Source organism: Ruegeria sp. AF7, assembly GCF_056541885.1.
The window spans coordinates 78,006-94,593 of sequence record NZ_JBQFYX010000008.1; the positions used below are offsets into that span (position 1 = coordinate 78,006).

The 16,588-nt window shown below is 57.7% G+C and carries 22 protein-coding genes; 18 read left to right on the forward strand and 4 right to left on the reverse strand.

Translation table 11 applies throughout. From position 1 onward, the window contains the following. Positions 1-109 precede the first annotated feature (109 nt). From ACR0AP_RS13870 to ACR0AP_RS13900, 7 genes are all read left to right on the forward strand, one after another. Positions 110-724 (forward strand): ribonuclease D, encoded by a 615-nt coding sequence (locus ACR0AP_RS13870; protein WP_480507203.1) that lies wholly within the window; start codon positions 110-112, stop codon positions 722-724. Next, a complete protein-coding gene (locus tag ACR0AP_RS13875; RefSeq protein WP_209507209.1) occupies positions 721-1,689 on the forward strand; it encodes a KpsF/GutQ family sugar-phosphate isomerase in 969 nt (322 codons plus the stop codon). Before ACR0AP_RS13870 ends, ACR0AP_RS13875 begins: the two co-directional genes overlap by 4 nt. Positions 1,690-1,700: 11 nt before the next feature. Beyond that, the gene (locus tag ACR0AP_RS13880; RefSeq protein WP_480507206.1) at positions 1,701-2,300 is read left to right on the forward strand and encodes an LPS export ABC transporter periplasmic protein LptC; all 600 of its coding nucleotides are present in this window, start codon (positions 1,701-1,703) and stop codon (positions 2,298-2,300) included. Positions 2,301-2,303: 3 nt separating this feature from the next. Beyond that, positions 2,304-2,795: an LptA/OstA family protein gene (locus ACR0AP_RS13885; RefSeq protein WP_480507208.1), complete on the forward strand. Its 492-nt coding sequence runs from the start codon at positions 2,304-2,306 to the stop codon at positions 2,793-2,795. Next, a complete protein-coding gene (lptB, locus tag ACR0AP_RS13890) occupies positions 2,795-3,553 on the forward strand; it encodes an LPS export ABC transporter ATP-binding protein (RefSeq protein ID WP_480507210.1) in 759 nt (252 codons plus the stop codon). Before ACR0AP_RS13885 ends, lptB begins: the two co-directional genes overlap by 1 nt. A 252-nt stretch (positions 3,554-3,805) precedes the next feature. After that, complete coding sequence (gene hpf / locus ACR0AP_RS13895) at positions 3,806-4,369, forward strand: ribosome hibernation-promoting factor, HPF/YfiA family (RefSeq protein ID WP_209507274.1); 564 nt, start codon at positions 3,806-3,808, stop codon at positions 4,367-4,369. A gap of 57 nt (positions 4,370-4,426) precedes the next feature. Then, positions 4,427-4,891: a PTS sugar transporter subunit IIA gene (locus tag ACR0AP_RS13900; protein ID WP_209507205.1), complete on the forward strand. Its 465-nt coding sequence runs from the start codon at positions 4,427-4,429 to the stop codon at positions 4,889-4,891. A gap of 55 nt (positions 4,892-4,946) precedes the next feature. Here ACR0AP_RS13900 and dalA read toward each other — a convergent pair whose 3' ends face one another. Beyond that, positions 4,947-5,462: a divisome-associated lipoprotein DalA gene (gene dalA, locus ACR0AP_RS13905; protein ID WP_209507204.1), complete on the reverse strand. Its 516-nt coding sequence runs from the start codon at positions 5,460-5,462 to the stop codon at positions 4,947-4,949. Positions 5,463-5,631: 169 nt separating this feature from the next. On the opposite strand from dalA, the gene ACR0AP_RS13910 reads away from it, so the two are divergent. Together ACR0AP_RS13910 and ACR0AP_RS13915 are read left to right on the forward strand one after the other, a co-directional pair. After that, complete coding sequence (locus ACR0AP_RS13910; protein ID WP_480507212.1) at positions 5,632-6,231, forward strand: L,D-transpeptidase; 600 nt, start codon at positions 5,632-5,634, stop codon at positions 6,229-6,231. Positions 6,232-6,370: 139 nt separating this feature from the next. Continuing rightward, the gene (locus tag ACR0AP_RS13915) at positions 6,371-6,553 is read left to right on the forward strand and encodes a hypothetical protein (protein WP_480507214.1); all 183 of its coding nucleotides are present in this window, start codon (positions 6,371-6,373) and stop codon (positions 6,551-6,553) included. 159 nt (positions 6,554-6,712) lie between these two features. On the opposite strand, the gene hemH is transcribed toward ACR0AP_RS13915, so the two are convergent. Together hemH and ACR0AP_RS13925 are read right to left on the reverse strand one after the other, a co-directional pair. Further along, positions 6,713-7,762, reverse strand: a complete 1,050-nt coding sequence (gene hemH, locus ACR0AP_RS13920) for a ferrochelatase (protein ID WP_480507216.1) — start codon at positions 7,760-7,762, stop codon at positions 6,713-6,715. Positions 7,763-7,819: 57 nt separating this feature from the next. Then, the gene (locus tag ACR0AP_RS13925) at positions 7,820-8,650 is read right to left on the reverse strand and encodes a methyltransferase domain-containing protein (RefSeq protein WP_480507218.1); all 831 of its coding nucleotides are present in this window, start codon (positions 8,648-8,650) and stop codon (positions 7,820-7,822) included. Between ACR0AP_RS13925 and ACR0AP_RS13930 the strand changes: the two genes are divergently transcribed. From ACR0AP_RS13930 to ACR0AP_RS13945, 4 genes are read left to right on the forward strand one after another with little or no spacing between them, the layout of a single operon-like run. Continuing rightward, a complete protein-coding gene (locus ACR0AP_RS13930) occupies positions 8,631-9,395 on the forward strand; it encodes a double zinc ribbon domain-containing protein (protein WP_480507220.1) in 765 nt (254 codons plus the stop codon). The genes ACR0AP_RS13925 and ACR0AP_RS13930 overlap by 20 nt on opposite strands. Positions 9,396-9,433: 38 nt before the next feature. Beyond that, positions 9,434-9,691 (forward strand): glutaredoxin 3, encoded by a 258-nt coding sequence (gene grxC / locus ACR0AP_RS13935; RefSeq protein WP_209507200.1) that lies wholly within the window; start codon positions 9,434-9,436, stop codon positions 9,689-9,691. Beyond that, a complete protein-coding gene (locus tag ACR0AP_RS13940; RefSeq protein WP_480507222.1) occupies positions 9,691-10,521 on the forward strand; it encodes a carbon-nitrogen hydrolase family protein in 831 nt (276 codons plus the stop codon). The genes grxC and ACR0AP_RS13940 overlap by 1 nt, the downstream gene beginning before the upstream one ends. A gap of 12 nt (positions 10,522-10,533) precedes the next feature. Next, the gene (locus ACR0AP_RS13945) at positions 10,534-10,974 is read left to right on the forward strand and encodes a MarR family winged helix-turn-helix transcriptional regulator (protein WP_209507198.1); all 441 of its coding nucleotides are present in this window, start codon (positions 10,534-10,536) and stop codon (positions 10,972-10,974) included. Between the two features lie 3 nt (positions 10,975-10,977). Here the strand turns inward: ACR0AP_RS13945 and ubiG are convergent, their stop codons facing one another. After that, positions 10,978-11,724: a bifunctional 2-polyprenyl-6-hydroxyphenol methylase/3-demethylubiquinol 3-O-methyltransferase UbiG gene (gene ubiG / locus ACR0AP_RS13950; RefSeq protein ID WP_480507224.1), complete on the reverse strand. Its 747-nt coding sequence runs from the start codon at positions 11,722-11,724 to the stop codon at positions 10,978-10,980. A gap of 48 nt (positions 11,725-11,772) precedes the next feature. On the opposite strand from ubiG, the gene pip reads away from it, so the two are divergent. From pip to ACR0AP_RS13975, 5 genes are all read left to right on the forward strand, one after another. Continuing rightward, entirely contained in the window at positions 11,773-12,750 is a 978-nt protein-coding gene (gene pip, locus ACR0AP_RS13955) for a prolyl aminopeptidase (RefSeq protein WP_480507226.1), read from the forward strand. Beyond that, positions 12,747-13,568: an ABC transporter substrate-binding protein gene (locus ACR0AP_RS13960; protein WP_267363110.1), complete on the forward strand. Its 822-nt coding sequence runs from the start codon at positions 12,747-12,749 to the stop codon at positions 13,566-13,568. The genes pip and ACR0AP_RS13960 overlap by 4 nt, the downstream gene beginning before the upstream one ends. A gap of 160 nt (positions 13,569-13,728) precedes the next feature. Further along, a complete protein-coding gene (rimP, locus tag ACR0AP_RS13965; protein ID WP_267363111.1) occupies positions 13,729-14,319 on the forward strand; it encodes a ribosome maturation factor RimP in 591 nt (196 codons plus the stop codon). Continuing rightward, positions 14,319-15,938 carry a transcription termination factor NusA gene (nusA, locus tag ACR0AP_RS13970; RefSeq protein ID WP_480488115.1) on the forward strand — a complete coding sequence of 540 codons (1,620 nt, stop codon included), beginning with the start codon at positions 14,319-14,321 and terminating at the stop codon, positions 15,936-15,938. The genes rimP and nusA overlap by 1 nt, the downstream gene beginning before the upstream one ends. A 22-nt stretch (positions 15,939-15,960) precedes the next feature. After that, positions 15,961-16,584: an RNA-binding protein gene (locus ACR0AP_RS13975; protein ID WP_480488113.1), complete on the forward strand. Its 624-nt coding sequence runs from the start codon at positions 15,961-15,963 to the stop codon at positions 16,582-16,584. The last annotated feature ends 4 nt before the right edge of the window (positions 16,585-16,588 follow it).

The following is a 16,588-nucleotide window of genomic DNA, read 5'->3' on the forward strand; positions in this document are numbered from 1 at the left end:
GGATATTGTCAATCCTGGTGCGGGGATTTGCCCGTGACTTTTGGACGGCGTTGAGTTTATGGACCAAACCGCCTATCTCGGAGGCGATACCGCACAAAGGAATAGTCGGGTGGCGAACCATTTGTACAAAAACGACCTGCCGGACGGGTTAGATCTGGGCCCTGTTGTGGCCATTGACTGTGAAACCATGGGCCTGAACCCGCATCGTGACCGCTTGTGCGTGATTCAGATGTCGGGTGGAGACGGCAACAGCCATATTGTGCAGGTGGAAAAAGGCCAGGCTGAGGCGCCGAACCTGTGCGCCATGCTGGAAAACCCTGACGTTCTGAAGCTGTTTCATTTCGGGCGCTTCGACATCGCCGCCATGTACCATACATTTGGCGCTCTGGCCGCGCCGGTCTATTGCACCAAGATCGCCAGCCGGCTAGTGCGGACCTATACCGACCGGCACGGGCTCAAGAACCTGTGTCAGGAACTCATCGGTGTCGATATTTCCAAACAGCAACAGATGAGCGACTGGGGCGCAGTCTCACTTACGGACGCTCAATTGGATTATGCTGCGTCAGACGTTCTCTATCTGCATCAGCTGCGCGATGCGCTAAACATCCGGCTGGCTCGCGAGGACCGGGCTGAAATGGCGCAGGCCTGTTTTGACTTCCTGCCGATGCGTGCGAAACTGGACCTCGCCGGTTGGCCCGAAACGGATATCTTTGCGCACTCATGACCGATACCGAAGCATTCCTGAAAACCGCCCGTCAGGTGGTGACTGACGAAGCCCGCGCGCTGGACGTACTTGCCGACAGTCTGGATGCGCATTTTGCCGAAGCCGTGCAGCTGATCCTTCAGGCCACCGGGCGCATCATCATCAGCGGTATCGGCAAGTCAGGCCACATAGGTCACAAGATCGCGGCCACGCTGGCCAGCACCGGAACGCCTGCCTATTTCGTGCATCCGGCCGAGGCCAGCCATGGTGATCTTGGCATGGTCTCCAAGGGTGATGTGGTTCTGGCGATTTCGAATTCGGGCGAGGCACCGGAACTTGCCAATCTGCTGGCCTTTACGCGCCGCTTTGGCATTCCGCTGATTGGATTGTCCAGCAAACCTGACAGCACATTGATGAAACAGGCCGACGTACATCTTCTGATCCCGTCGATGGGCGAGGCCTGCGGTTTTGGCATGGTGCCGTCGATTTCCACGACGTTGACCCTTGCCATGGGCGATGCATTGGCGATTGCCCTCATGAAATACCGCGATTTCCGGCCCGAGGATTTCCGTGCCTTCCATCCCGGTGGCAAACTGGGCGCTCGGCTGAGCAAAGTACAGGATCTGATGCATGTCGGAGAGGCCCTGCCTCTGGTTGCGGCACATACTCAGATGAGCGATGCGCTGATCGAAATCAGCCAGAAGGGATTTGGAGTTGCTGGCGTAACGGACCCGCAGGGTCAGTTGGCAGGGATCATTACAGACGGTGACTTGCGGCGCCATATGGATGGGCTGCTGAACAAAACGACCGAGCAGGTAATGACCCCCAACCCCACAACCATATCCCCGGATGCGTTGGCAGAAGAAGCGGTTGCGATCATGAATGACCGTAAGATCACCTCGCTCTTCGTGGTTGACGAGGCCAAGTCAGGTCAGGCTTTGGGGCTGCTTCATATCCACGACTGCCTGCGTGTCGGTCTGGGCTGAGGGAGGCTGAGGTGGACAGATATTCCCGCATGGTGCAGTTCCTGAAGGTGCTGTTGCCGCTTGCGGCTATTGTGATGTTGTCCACGGTATTCCTGCTGTCCCGCAGCATCGAAACAAACGTTTCCGTGCCCTTCGCGCAAAAAGACATTGATGAGAGACTGGCGCAACAGGTGGTAACGCGACCGGATTACCGCGGAACGACCCGCAAGGGAGAGACCGTGCATATCGAAGCTGTGCAAGCCACGCAGGGCACCGAGGCGTCAGTTCCGACAGCATCCGAGTTTCGCGGCCGCTTTGGTCTGCTCAATGGCGGAACAATTACGCTGGATTCGAATTCCGGCCTGATCCGTCCGGATAATGGAACAGCAACCTTTGTTGGTGACGTGGTCATCACCACGGCGGACGGGCTCAAGGTCACGACGGATCTGCTCAATACCTCATTGGACGAAATCCGGGGCGACACGCCGGGGCAGGTGAACGGAACCGGTCCGATCGGTGATTTTTCCGCGGGGCGCATGACCTTTGGCACTGAAAAAACGGACGGGCCGGTCCATATTGTTTTTACAGACGGTGTGAAGCTGGTATACGAGCCTGAAAAAGCAGAAAGATAACTTGTGTTCGATTTTCGATTTGTTCCTTTGTGCCTCGCCTTGATCGCGGGCGCCGTGCCCGTGACCGCGCAAGAGGCGCAGGTGGCTTTTGGGTCCGCGAATGCCGATCCGAGCCTGCCGGTCGAGGTGACATCGGAAACCCTTAACGTCAATCAAGAGGACGGATCGGCAGAATTCATCGGAAATGTCATCGTCGTTCAGGGTGAAATGCGCCTGACTGCCGAACGCGTGCTTGTTATCTACAATCAGGAACGCTCGGCGATCGAGCGAATGGAGGCGACCGAGAATGTGGTTCTGGTCAGCCCGCCGGATGCAGCGGAAGGCGACTGGGCTGAATACAAGATCAGCTCGGGTGAGATTGTCATGAAGGGCAACGTCCTGCTGACACAAGGCCCAAGCATCATCAGTGGCGATCAGATGAACGCCAACCTGACATCCGGTACGGCGACCATGACCGGGCGGGTCAAAACGATCTTGCAGCAGGGAAACAACTGATGGCGCTTCCCGACCTGAAACTGACCGAGGGCAGTTCCGGGCTGCGCATCGAGAAACTGCGGAAGTCCTATCGAAAAAAGACGGTGATCCGCGATGTCTCGATGACGCTGGGCCGGTCCGAAGTGGTGGCGCTGCTGGGGCCGAACGGGTCAGGTAAGACCACAACGTTCTATTCAGTTGCGGGGCTTGTGTTCCCCGAAGCGGGAAAAGTCACGATAGACGGCCAGAATGTAACTACGTTACCCATGTATCGGCGCGCGCGTCTCGGGATCGGGTATTTGCCACAGGAGATGTCGATCTTTCGCGGCATGAGCGTCGAGGACAACATTGCTGCCGTTCTGGATATCACGGTTTCTCATGCACATAAGCGCAAAGAGCGTTTGGAAGAGCTGTTGTCTGACTTCTCGATCGAACACTTGCGCAGGGCCCCGGCTCTGGCGTTGTCAGGCGGCGAGCGCCGCCGGGTCGAGATCGCGCGCTGTTTGGCCGCAGACCCCAAATACCTGCTGCTGGATGAACCGTTTGCAGGCGTTGACCCGATCAGTGTCGGGGATATTCGCCATCTGGTCGCGGATCTGAAAAAACGCGGTATTGGTGTGCTGATCACCGATCACAACGTCCGGGAAACGCTGGAAATTGTCGACCGGGCCTATATCCTGCATGACGGTCAGGTTTTGATGTCCGGCACACCTGATGAGGTTGTCGAAAACGAGAATGTGCGCCGCGTCTATCTGGGCGAGAATTTCCGCATTTCATAACCTTGCGCGGAGTTGTGCCAATTGCATGGTGGAAATCGCGTATATACACATCTGTTTTGATTGACTCTTCCCTCGTCTCTTGCCTCAATTGGCTTATGGCATTTACCCGGTTCCAGTCTGGATCTCGATGTCCCTTCTTCGAAGGGCTGGAAACAAGGCAACCGCGGAAAATGTCTCGACCCCCCACCCGATAAAAACAAGCCCGCCGCGTTCCGCGGCGTCAGAATGGGTGTGAATTGTGAAGGAGATCACATGCGTTACCAAATCAGCGGAAAACAGATCGACATCGGTTCGGCATTGCAGACACACGTGCAGACCGAACTGAATGAGGTCGTGGGCAAGTATGCGCAGCGGCCTACGGATGCCAACGTCGTCTTTTCCCGTTCGGCGCATGAATATGTATGCGAAACAACGGTGCACCTTTCCACTGGCCTGACGGCTCAGGCCAAGGCCCATGCAACCGAGATCTACGCGGCGTTTGAGGCGTGCTGCGGTAAAATGGAGAAACAGTTGCGTCGCTACAAGCGCCGCCTGAAGGACCACCACAAGGATCGGGTTGAACCGGTTGAACTCTTTGGGGCGTCCTCTTATATCCTCGCTTCAAACGAATCGGAGTCGGCCGATGAACCCGAATCGCTACAGCCCATGATTGTGGCCGAGATGGAAACAAAAATCCCATCTTTGAGCGTCGGTGAGGCCGTTATGCAAATGGAACTTGCCGGTGCGCCAGTGCTGGTGTTCAGAAATGAAAACAAGGACGGGTTGAATGTCGTTTATCGTCGCGAAGACGGTAACATCGGCTGGATTGATCCGTAACAGGCAAGGATACGAGGCCGCACCCGCCTATGCGGGTGCGTGCCATGGAGCGTGATCATGGAGCTTTCGAGCATACTGAAGCCCGAAGCGGTGCGTGTATTGTCCGCGGCTTCCAGCAAGAAGCGGCTGTTTCAGGAAATCGGTGACGTCGCTGCAGCGACGCTGGGTATCGATCCTCAGGAAGCGGTTGATTTCCTGCTGGAACGGGAAAGCCTTGGGCCTACCGGAGTCGGCCATGGTGTGGCGCTGCCGCACGCGCGCCTGCCCGAGCTTGATGCGGTTTCAGGTGTTTTTGTAATGCTTGAAAAGCCGATCGATTTCGGATCGGTTGATCGCCAGCCTGTGGACATTGCCTTTGCGCTGTTTGCACCGGAAGAGGCGGGCGTCGATCACCTCAAGGCATTGGCGCTGGTGTCTCGCACTTTGCGGGATACTTCGGTTTGCACCAAACTTCGGGCGAACCCCGATCCGGTAAAGCTCTATGCGATCCTGACCGAGGCGCAGTCTATGCAAGCCGCCTGATTAACAAAAAAAAGCCCCCGAAAACCGGGGGCTTTTTTCTTTTCATTTGACCGGATCAACCACCGGTTCCCATTTCCAACGTCCACCAGATTTTGCCGCCACCTTCCTGATGCCAGGCGAATCCCATTTGGGTGGCTTTGGCGTCCATTATGACAGCCCTCGGTCCAGGCTCCTGCATCCAAGCGGCAAGCGTTTCCGTCTCGGTCTCGTAGGTTTCGGAAATGGCTTCCCCCAGAAAAGTACCGAAATAGCCGACACGTGCTGCCCGGTCGATCGGCGACGAACCGTCTGACCCAAAGTGCCAGGGTCGGTTCTGTCGCGACATATCTTTCGAATGAGTCGCAGCTGCCGCGTTCAGTTGTGCGTTTAGTTGTACGGGCTGCAATCCCTGAGCCTGACGCAGGGCATTGACCGAATCAAGCATGCGGAACTGCAGCTTTTCCGGATTGCCGCGGATCTTATATACGGTCGGCAATGGGCGACCATCAGATCCCAGAGTGGTTGAGCCGGTGTTGGTACATGCCGCAAGCGCGACAAAGCAAATCAATAGTAAAGAAACGATGCGCGTCATGTTCGACCTGATTATTGTATCACAACACGGCATAGCGCGCCTGCTTGTTCTGAGCAAACGCGCAATGGTCATAACTTGCGTGATTCTGCCGGTTTGGTTTGCGACTGAAGCATTCTGGCAATAGAATACCTCTGATTTCAGACCTCACCTAAACACAGGACCCGTTGTCATGGTCAAAAAGCGCATTCATTCGCCCACACGCAGGGGTTTTCTGGCAGGGGCTACCGCCACTCTGGCTACACCGGCGCTGGCACAATATATCCCGGGCGACCCGCTGCGCCCCGCACCCGAGACCGAACCGGCGGTTCGCCGCAACGTATCCGGGTTCCGGGCATTGGATTGGCAACCGTATTTCTCGAACACCAGAAATGGCGCCATATTGGTCGACACCGTCTCAAGAGCGCTGCATTATTGGTCGGATGATCAATCAGTGTACAAATTGTACCCGTCGTCGGTTCCGCTGACCGAAGAACTCACCCGGCGCGGGCGGACCAGTGTGATCCGCAAGGTAGAAGGCCCAAGCTGGTCTCCAACGCCTTCGATGAAGAAGAGAAATCCGGAATGGCCGGACTATATTCCTCCCGGTCCGGATAACCCTTTGGGAACGCACGCTTTATATCTGAGCTGGAAGTATTATCGCATTCACGGGACGCACGATACACGCAAAATCGGCCGCAGATCTTCGAACGGCTGCATCGGCCTTTTCAACGAAGACATCGCCGAGCTGTTTTCGATGGCTAAGGTTGGCACACAAGTGTTGCTAATATGACGACATTTTCGTGTACGAACCCGCTCACCGGTCAAGTTGCAATTGCATTCCCGCTCTAATGCTGATTAGAAAAAACTACGAGGTAAGTCTTAGATGTGCGGTTCCGGACATTGGAGCCGTGCAAATTCTGGAGGTTAATATGAAGAAACTCGTTCTCGCCGCAGCTCTGACTGCAGCAGCTTCGACCGCATATGCTGGCAACCTGGAAGAGCCGGTTGTTGAAGCACCGGTTGTTGTTGAAGAAACACAGGGTTCGTCGCAGGGTCTCCTGCTGCCGCTGATCCTGCTGGTGGTCGTTGCTGCTGCTGTTGCTGCAGGCTAAGCCGACACGGAATTCATGAAAAAGGCGGTGGAGCAATCCACCGCCTTTTTTATTCCAACAGGTCTTCAAGCCTGTTGCGCGCCGGGGGATACTGACGCGCCAGTATCAAGCCGAGCTTGACGTTCTCATGAGAGATGCCGTTTTTGCTCTGGAAACGCTTTACGCCAACCACCCGCGCAGATTGTCTTCGATTACCTTTCCAAGTGCTGCGATATGGGCATCGTCATCGTTAAGGCATGGAACATAGGTAAACGTCTCGCCGCCTGCTTCTTCGAAGCTTTCTTTTATTTCTTCGTTAATCTCTTCCAGCGTTTCGATGCAGTCCGCCGAAAATGCTGGGGCAATTACAGCAATGTTCTTTTTGCCTTGTTTCGCGAGTTCGGCCACGTGATCCACAGTGTAAGGCTTCAGCCATTCTTCGGGGCCGAAGCGCGACTGGAAAGTCGATACCAGTTGATCATCCGTCCAGCCTAGTCGCTCCTTTAACAGCCTTGTCGTTTTAGCACACTGGCAGTGATAGGGATCGCCCTGCTGAAGATACCGCTCGGGCATCCCGTGATATGAGCAGACAAGAATGTCGGGTTTTGTCTCCATAGCCTCGTATGCTCGTTCAACAGACTGCGCCAGCGCATCGATATAAGCAGGTTCATCGAAATAGGCCGGAACGGTTCGCGTGGCGGGCTGCCAGGCTTCGTCCATCAGTGCGCGAAAGAACTGGTCGTTGGCGGTGGCCGTCGTTGCGCCAGCGTATTGTGGGTAAAGCGGAAAGAACAAGATGCGATCGCACCCTGCCGCTACCATCGCGCGCACTTTGGATTTGGTCGATGGGTTGCCGTAACGCATACAGAAATCGACCATGACCTGATCACCGTAACGTGCATGCATCGCCTGGCTTAGCTTGGCGGTCTGGTCCTTGGTGATGGTCATCAGCGGGCTTTCGCCTTTTTCCTGGTTCCAGATCGATTTGTATGCCTCGCCAGAACTGAAAGGTCGCTTGGTCAGGATGATCGCCTGTAGAATCGGCTGCCATTTCCACTTTGGATAATCGATGACACGCTGGTCCGACAAAAACTCATTCAGATATCGGCGCATCGGCCAATATGTGTAGTCGTCCGGCGTGCCCAGATTGGCCAGCAATATGCCGACGCGCCCCATCCTGATCTTGGGGTGATCCGTAGGAGCGTGAGCGGGTCGCGTGGCATCAAACATATGAGGCTTCCTGAATTTCTTGCGTTAGGGCCTGAAATAAGGGGATTTGGTCGCGCGTCAATCGGGCAGTTTGCCCTCGTCCGTGCGCAAGGCGTCAGCCAAACGTGCTTGCGCTGACCCAGGACGCAGTGGTTTGGGTTGACTGTCGTGGGGGGACCATCCGGTCAGGCAGATCAGTTCGAACGTGGCTGCCAGACGTCCCGATACTGTGGTGAAATGAGACGCGTAGATGTTTTGCGCGGCCTCAAATACTGCGCGTTTGGTCGGGTGTTTCAGTCGCCCGGATAACGCATTGGCCTCACCCATATGCCGCAGATCGTGCATCAGGTGCCAGATGTCACGGTACTCAGCCGTGAGCGGCATCGAGTCTGCGACTGGCAAGGCCAGACCTGCCCGCTGCAACAAACCGCCGAAGTCTCGCAACCCGGCCATCGGGGCGATGCGGGGGCTGAGGCCACCGGTAACGTCAATCTCGGCCTGACCCAACGCCGCGCGCAATTCGTGCAGCGTTTCGCCACCCAGGCAAACAACCAGCAACAACCCGTCGGGTTTCAGCGCGCGGTGGCATTGGATCAACTGGCCCACCGGATCGTTTGCGCAGTGCAGTGTCATGGCGTGGATCACAAGGTCATGTACGCCGGGTTGCAGTGCCAGCACGTCGTCATCCGCAATGATCGAGGCTTCGGGAAACGCGTCCGTCCAAAGCTGCGGGTATGCGGTCACGATCGCTGCCGCCGTAAAGGTTTTGTTAACCATGGAGAGCCGATCCTGAACCTCGTCCATCGCGGCGCGGTGCAGAAAAAGGGCGTCATCCTGCACGCGGCTGCGATGACGCAGAATGGCGGCACGGTCAAAAAGTGAGGGTGCAGTGGGTTCGGGCAGTTTCATAGCTGGCAAGTATCGCATCGCGCAACGGATTCAAACCGCACTTGCGCTGATTTATCCACCACGTTGCATGGGGTGCGGCGACCTGACCGAGTCCGATTTTGGCCTGTGTGGCCCATGCTGGCGGGAAACGCCATTCATTGGCGGCACGGTCTGTGAAAGTTGCGGTCTGCCCCTGATCGGGGGGCAGGACGAGTTTCGGACCGAGTGCGATGATTGCCTGAAGACCGCGCGCCCCTGGAGGGCAGGCCGCGCAGCGCTTTTGTATGACGGCAAGGCGCGGTCACTGATCCTGGCGTTGAAACATGGTGATCGGCCCGAACTGGCCCGCCCTGCCGCGCAGTGGATGGTGCAGGCAGGGCGCCCATTGCTGCGAGCGGGTATGGTGATTGCTCCGGTTCCTCTGCATTGGTCACGCTTGCTCAAAAGGCGATACAACCAGTCAGCTCTCTTGGCGCAGAACCTGGCGCGTGAGACAGGATTGAAATGCGTGCCCGATTTGTTGATTCGCAAAAAAAAGACGCCGGTGCTGGACGGCAAAACAGCAGCCGAGCGGGCACAGATTTTGGGCGACGCGATATGCCTTCACCCCCGAAAAGCCCGACACCTTATTGGCCGGGACATTTTGCTGGTGGACGATGTGATGACGTCCGGGGCAACACTGGCCGCATGCACTCGGGTCTGTCAGGCAGCGGGGGCAAATCATATTTTCGTGTTGGCTCTGGCGCGCGTTGCCAAGGATGCCTAATTCGCCCAAGATTGCGCGAAATCCAAAGGGAACGGAAAATGAAGTCGGTAGAGATCTATACATCGCCACTGTGCGGCTTTTGTCATGCGGCCAAACGCCTGCTGAAGCAGAAAGGTGTCGAGTTCAAGGAGATCGATGTGTTGATGCACCCCAAACGCAAACCTGAAATGATTCAACGTGCCGGGGGTAAACGCACGGTCCCACAGATTTTCATCGGCGCTACGCATGTCGGCGGTTGCGATGATTTGTACGAGTTGGAGCGTCAGGGCAAGCTTGACCCTCTGCTTGCGGCCTGATGAAAACCGCGCTGCTGCAAATCACCTCGTCGGACGATCCGGCTGAAAACCTCGGGATGGTACGAGGCATGATGGCCGAAGCGGCAGAACAGGGCGCCCGCTTTGTTCTGACACCAGAGGTTACGAATTGCGTTTCGACCAGCACCACACGGCAGCGCGCGGTTTTACAACATGAAGAAGATGACATCACCTTGGCGGGCCTGCGCGAACAGGCTGCTGATCTGGGTGTGTGGCTTCTGATCGGCTCGTTGGGGCTCAAGACCCATGAGAGTGACGGTCGCTTTGCCAATCGTTGCTTTATGATCGGACCGCAAGGTCAGATCGTGGCGCGGTATGACAAAATTCATATGTTCGATGTGCAGGTCACCGAGACCGAGACGTTCCGCGAATCGAAAAACTACCGTCCAGGTGAAAGAGCGGTCATCGCCGAGACGGATTTCGGCAAGGTTGGTCTGACCATCTGTTACGATATTCGCTTTCCATATTTGCACGCGGCACTGGCGCAGGCGGGCGCGCGCATTCTGACCGTCCCGGCCGCGTTCTCACCAGTCACGGGCGCCGCGCATTGGGAAGCCTTGCTACGCGCGCGCGCAATCGAAACCGGGTGTTGGGTGCTGGCCCCGGCCCAGACGGGGGAACACCCGAAAACCGGCGGCAAAACCCGCTATACTCACGGGCACAGCATGGTCGTCGGCCCGTGGGGAAAGGTGCTGATCGACGCAGGGACCGATCCAGGCATTCACATTTTCGATTTGGATGATAGTTCTGTGACTGAGGCACGACGACGTGTCCCTTCACTGCACCACCGCCGTTCCTTCGACGGACCCTGACAGAACGGAACAATGACAGACGACACCAATGCCCTTGCGGTCACGCTGTTCAGCGAGATCCTGACCGCCGATCAGCTATTGCGGAACCGGCTTAGCCGTGTGCTGCCCAAGGGCATGGAAATCTCGCATTTCTCGGTTCTGAACCACCTGGCTTTTGTCGCGGATGAGCGCAGCCCGGCACAGCTGGCCAACACGTTCCACGTCACCCGCGGCGCGATGACCAACACCTTGGCCAAGCTGGAGTGGGCCGGATACATCCACATCCGACCCGACTGGGACGATGCCCGCCGCAAGATGGTGGCGATCAGCCCCGCAGGGCGCCGCGCACGCGATCAGGCGATTTCTTCGATTGCCCCGTTGATCAACCGCGTGGTCGGAGAGTTGGGGGATGACCGTGTTCGTTCAACGCTGCCAGTGTTGCGCGATCTGAGAAAGCAGTTGGAAGGGGAATAACCCTCAGCCCGGCTTCACACTCGCCGTCACGTAATTCACACTCAAATCCCGGTCCGAGATCGACCAGCTCCAGAGGATCGGGTTGAAGACAAACCCCTTGCGGTCCACCGGGTCCAGCCCGGCCTGACGCAGCAGGTCGAACAACTCATCAGGGGTGATGAACTTGTTCCACTCATGCGTGCCGCGCGGCAGCCAGCGCATGACGACCTCGGCCCCGAAAATCGCCATCGCATAGGATTTCGGGTTGCGGTTTATGGTTGAGCAGATCAGCAGCCCGCCCGGCTTGAGCAACTGCTGCGAGGCGGTCAGGAAACCCGCCGGGTCGGCCACATGCTCGACCACTTCCATGTTCAGCACCACGTCGAACTGCTCACCTGCAGCGGCCATGTCTTCGGCTGTGGTGAGGCGATAGTCGATCTGCAAACCGGACTGCTCGGCATGGATGCGCGCAACAGGCAGGTTGCCTCCGGCGGCATCGGCCCCAACGACCTCGGCCCCCAGACGCGCCATGGGTTCGCTCAGCAGCCCACCGCCACAACCGATATCCAGCAGGCGCAGCCCTTCGAACGGATTTCGCGCTTTCAGATCGCGGTCGAATTCACCGGCGATCTGCTGTGTGATATAATCCAAACGGCAAGGATTCAGCATGTGCAAGGGTTTGAATTTCCCATGAGGATCCCACCATTCCGCCGCCATCGCTTCGAATTTTGCGATCTCGGATGGATCCACCGTGTTCGGATGCGCTTGCATTCCTGTCTCCGTATGCTCTTTTACGCTTAAGGACTATATAGGGCCATAATGGACAAGTACCCGGACCAAAAGCGCGCAGTTCAATATCTGTACCCGCCGATCGATCCGTTCGATCAGCGTATGGTCGATATGGGCGACGGGCACCGTATCTATGTGGAACAATGCGGCAACCCCGAAGGCATACCGGTGGTGATCCTGCATGGCGGTCCAGGCGGTGGCTGTAGCCCCGCAATGCGGCGTTATTTTGATCCACAGGCCTACAGGGTGATTCTATTTGATCAGCGTGGGTGTGGCCGGTCTCGCCCCACGGCTTCGGTTGAAAACAACACGACTTGGCATTTGGTGGCCGACATTGAACGGTTGCGCGACCTGTTCGAGATTGATGAATGGATAGCTTTTGGCGGCAGCTGGGGCGCGACGCTTGCGCTGATCTACGCGCAGTCGCATCCCGACAGGGTCAGCCGTTTGGTGCTGCGGGGTGTGTTTCTGGCAACTCAGGCTGAACTTGACTGGTTTTATGGCGGCGGAGTGGGGCGTTTCTGGCCGGAGCAGTGGCAGAAGTTCACCGCGCTTTTGCCCGAGGCCGAGCTGAAGGACACCATCACCGCCTATAACAAACGCCTGTTCTCGGGGGACCGCGCGACCGAGACCCTGTATGCGCGGGCATGGTCGCACTGGGAAAATGCGCTGGCATCGATCCACACGAACGGATCAGTGGGCGAAAGCCCCGGTGAATACGCACGTACATTTGCCCGGCTCGAGAATCATTATTTCTACAATAAGGTTTTTCTGGAAAAGGATGGGCAGATCCTAGATCAAATGGACCGGATCGCTCATATTCCGGGACACATCGTGCAGGGGCGATACGACATGATTTGCCCGCCGCAGGCCGCCTGGTCGCTGAGCGAACGCTGGCCGAATGCCGAGATCAAGATGGTACGTCAGGCCGGTCATGCGCTTTCTGAACCCGGGATCAGCGCAGAACTCATCCGGATCATGGATCGCGTAGCAGAGGGTTTGGCATGACACGCATCGACCGCCGTGCCTTGTTTGCCTCGGGTGCCGCCGCCGCGCTGCTTGCCGCGACAGGCGCGTCCCTGGCGGACAGACCTGAGAAAGGCGGCACGCTGCGATTGGCCGTACCGCGCGACGACAGTCTTGAGCAGGTGGCGCGCGGTGCGGTTTTCGACACGCTGACCGAGATCGCCCCGGATGGCACTTTGCGGGGCGAGCTTGCGACGGGCTGGCAAACCGACGCCGATGCGAGGGTCTGGAGCTTTGATCTGCGCAACGATGCGGTGTTCCACGACGGCGCGTTTTTGGACATCGCAGATGTTGCGGCCGTATTGGCCGAGGTCGGGCATACCGAGGCATTGACTGCCAACCGTTTGCGGCTGGAACTGGCCGAGGCAAATCCGGGCCTTCCATTCCTTTTGGCGGACAGTCGTTTTATCATTGCCCGCAATGGCGAAGGCGTCACGCCGCTACACAACGCCAATGGCACGGGTTGCTACCGTGTCGAACGCGCCGAAGACGGGCGGCATTTCCTGGGTCGCCGTGTTTTGGGGCATTACAAGGACGGTCAGGCCGGTTGGGTCGATGCATTCGAAGTGATCGTTATTCCCGATGCCCGTGTCCGCGCCGAGGCATTGCGTGATGGCTATGTCGATGTCGCCGCCTTCCCCGATTCGTCAGAGATCCGCGGTACGCGCGGTCTTCGCTACTATCCTTCCGAGACCGATATGGCACTGGCCGTCTCTGGGGCGGTGGGATTGCCGCGGCAGATTGCCGGACGCACGGTTCTGGACGACGGTCGTATCGCTGAACGGTGGTGGATCGTGTAATTTCGGGTGACACTTCTGTCGGGGGTTGCAGACTCGGATCATCCTGCGTATATGCAGTTTCAACAGCGGTGCGTTGGACTTCCGGTCCAAGGCTCCACCGGAAAATTCGACGGGCCGCGCGCCCGTTTTTTTGTGCCCGACTGACAGGGTAGAGAACCTGATGACAAACGACCTGATAGCCAAAGCTGCCATCGACCGGCGACTTGCCGAGATCATCACCCCGGTGATCGAAGACTTGGGGTATGAGCTGGTCCGTGTCCGGCTGATGAGTGGCAAGCAGACCACGCTGCAAATCATGGCTGACAAACCCGAAGGCGGCATCGAAGTGGATGACTGCGCCGAGATTTCGAATGCGGTCAGCGCCACCCTGGATGTCGAGGACCCGATCCTTGACGCCTATACGCTTGAGGTGTCCAGCCCCGGTATCGACCGCCCCCTGACCCGCCTCAAGGATTTTGAGACTTTCGAGGGGTATGAGGCCAAGATCGAAACCTCTGAACTGATCGATGGCCGCCGCCGGTTCAAAGGGGAACTGGCCGGGATTGAAGGGGAAGAGGTTCTGATCAATATCCCCGAAGGGTCCGAGACGATCACCATCGGCCTGCAATTCGACTGGCTGAGTGATGCCAAGCTGGTCCTGACCGATGACCTGATCAAGGAAATGCTGCGCCAGCGCAAGGACGCCGGTGCCCTGAACGAAAACGCTTTCGACGAGATTGAGACCGAAGGGTCCGAAGAGGAGACGAACTGATGGCAATTACCTCAGCCAACCAGCTGGAGCTGCTGCAGACTGCCGAGGCCGTGGCCCGCGAAAAGATGATCGACCCCGGTCTGGTTGTCGAAGCGATGGAGGAATCGCTCGCCCGCGCCGCCAAGAGTCGCTACGGCGCCGAGATGGACATCCGCGTGTCCATCGACCGCAAGACCGGCAAGGCGACCTTCACCCGTGTGCGCACCGTGGTCGAGGATGAGGAGCTTGAGAACTATCAGGCCGAGTTCACCGTCGAACAAGCCAAGCAGTACATGGAAGATCCGCAGGTCGGTGACGTTTTCGTTGAAGAAGTGCCGCCGGTCGAAATGGGTCGGATCGCGGCGCAGTCGGCCAAGCAAGTGATCCTGCAAAAGGTCCGCGAAGCCGAGCGGGATCGTCAGTATGAAGAATTCAAGGATCGTGCGGGCACCATCATCAACGGTGCCGTCAAGCGCGAGGAATTCGGCAATGTTATCGTCGATCTCGGCGGTGCCGAGGCTGTTCTGCGCCGCAATGACAAGATCGGTCGCGAAAGCTATCGTCCGAATGATCGTGTGCGCGCGTATATCAAGGAAGTCCGCCGCGAAGTGCGTGGCCACCAGATCTTCCTGTCGCGTACCGCACCAGAATTCATGGCCGAGCTGTTCAAGATGGAAGTGCCGGAAATCTATGACGGTATCATCGAGGTCAAGGCCGTGGCCCGTGACCCCGGTTCACGCGCCAAAATCGCCGTGATCTCGTATGACGGCTCGATCGACCCTGTTGGCGCCTGCGTTGGTATGCGCGGCAGCCGCGTGCAGGCCGTTGTGAACGAACTGCAGGGAGAGAAGATTGACATCATCCCGTGGAACGAAGACCAACCGACCTTCCTGGTGAACGCGCTGCAACCTGCCGAGGTTTCGAAGGTTGTTCTGGACGAAGAAGCAGGCAAGATCGAGGTTGTCGTTCCGGAAGAGCAGTTGTCTCTTGCAATCGGTCGTCGCGGTCAGAACGTGCGTCTGGCAAGCCAGCTGACCGGGCTGGATATCGACATCATGACCGAAGCTGAAGAATCGGCGCGTCGTCAGAAGGAATTCGAATCTCGTACCAAACTGTTCATGGACAGTCTGGATCTGGACGAGTTCTTTGCGCAATTGCTGGTTTCCGAAGGCTTCACCAACCTCGAAGAAGTTGCCTATGTCGAGATTGATGAACTTCTGGTCATTGACGGCGTCGACGAAGGCACTGCGCAGGAACTTCAGACCCGGGCGCGCGAGTTCCTGGAAGCCCAGGCCAAAGCCGCTCTGGATGCGGCGCGCGCACTGGGTGCCGAGGACAGCCTCATTGAATTCGAAGGCCTGACCCCCCAGATGGTAGAGGCGCTGGCCAAGGACGATGTGAAGACGCTGGAAGATTTCGCAACCTGTGCAGACTGGGAACTGGCCGGTGGCTGGACCACGGTCGACGGTGAACGCGTCAAGGATGATGGCGTGCTGGAGCCCTTTGGCGTCACGCTCGAAGAAGCACAAGACATGGTCATGACTGCGCGTATCCTGTTGGGTTGGGTTGATCCGGCCGAGTTGGAGCAGGCGGAAGAAGACATCGACGGCGACGCAGCAGACGAGGAGGTCGAGGCCTGATCTCAGGTCTCGGGTGGCGCGTATGGGTCGCGGTGGCGTCCATAAGGATCGGTCTGACGGACCCGAACGCAAGTGCATCGCCACAGGCGAGGTTCAGCCTAAATATGGCTTGATCCGCTTTGTGACGGGCCCGGACGGTCAGGTCTTTCCGGATGTCGCGGCAAAGTTGCCGGGACGGGGCGTTTATGTGGCGGCGGATCGTGCTGCGCTGGACAAGGCCATTGGTAAGAAACTGTTTGCGCGGGGGTTCAAGGCACAGGTGACTGTGCCTCAGAACCTCGCGACAGAAGTTGAAAAGCAGATCGCGCGCCGTGTGATTGAGTTGCTCAGTCTGGCGCGCAAGTCCGGCGACGCGGTTGCCGGGTATGAAAAGGTCAAGTCGTGGCTGGACCGGGAAGAGGCTCAGGTGCTGATTCAGGCCACTGATGGATCGGGGCGCGGCAAGTCGAAGCTCAGTACGCCGCACTTCGGAAAATACATCGGTTGGCTGACGGCAGACGAATTAGGGCAGGCATTTGGGCGCCAAACGGTGATTCATGCGGCCTTGGCCTCTGGCGGACTCGCCAAACGTGTTGTAGAGGAAGCGCAGCGCCTGCGTGGCTTGCGCGAAACGGATGACGGCGGCAAGGGCCGCGCGGAAGGGTAAGAAG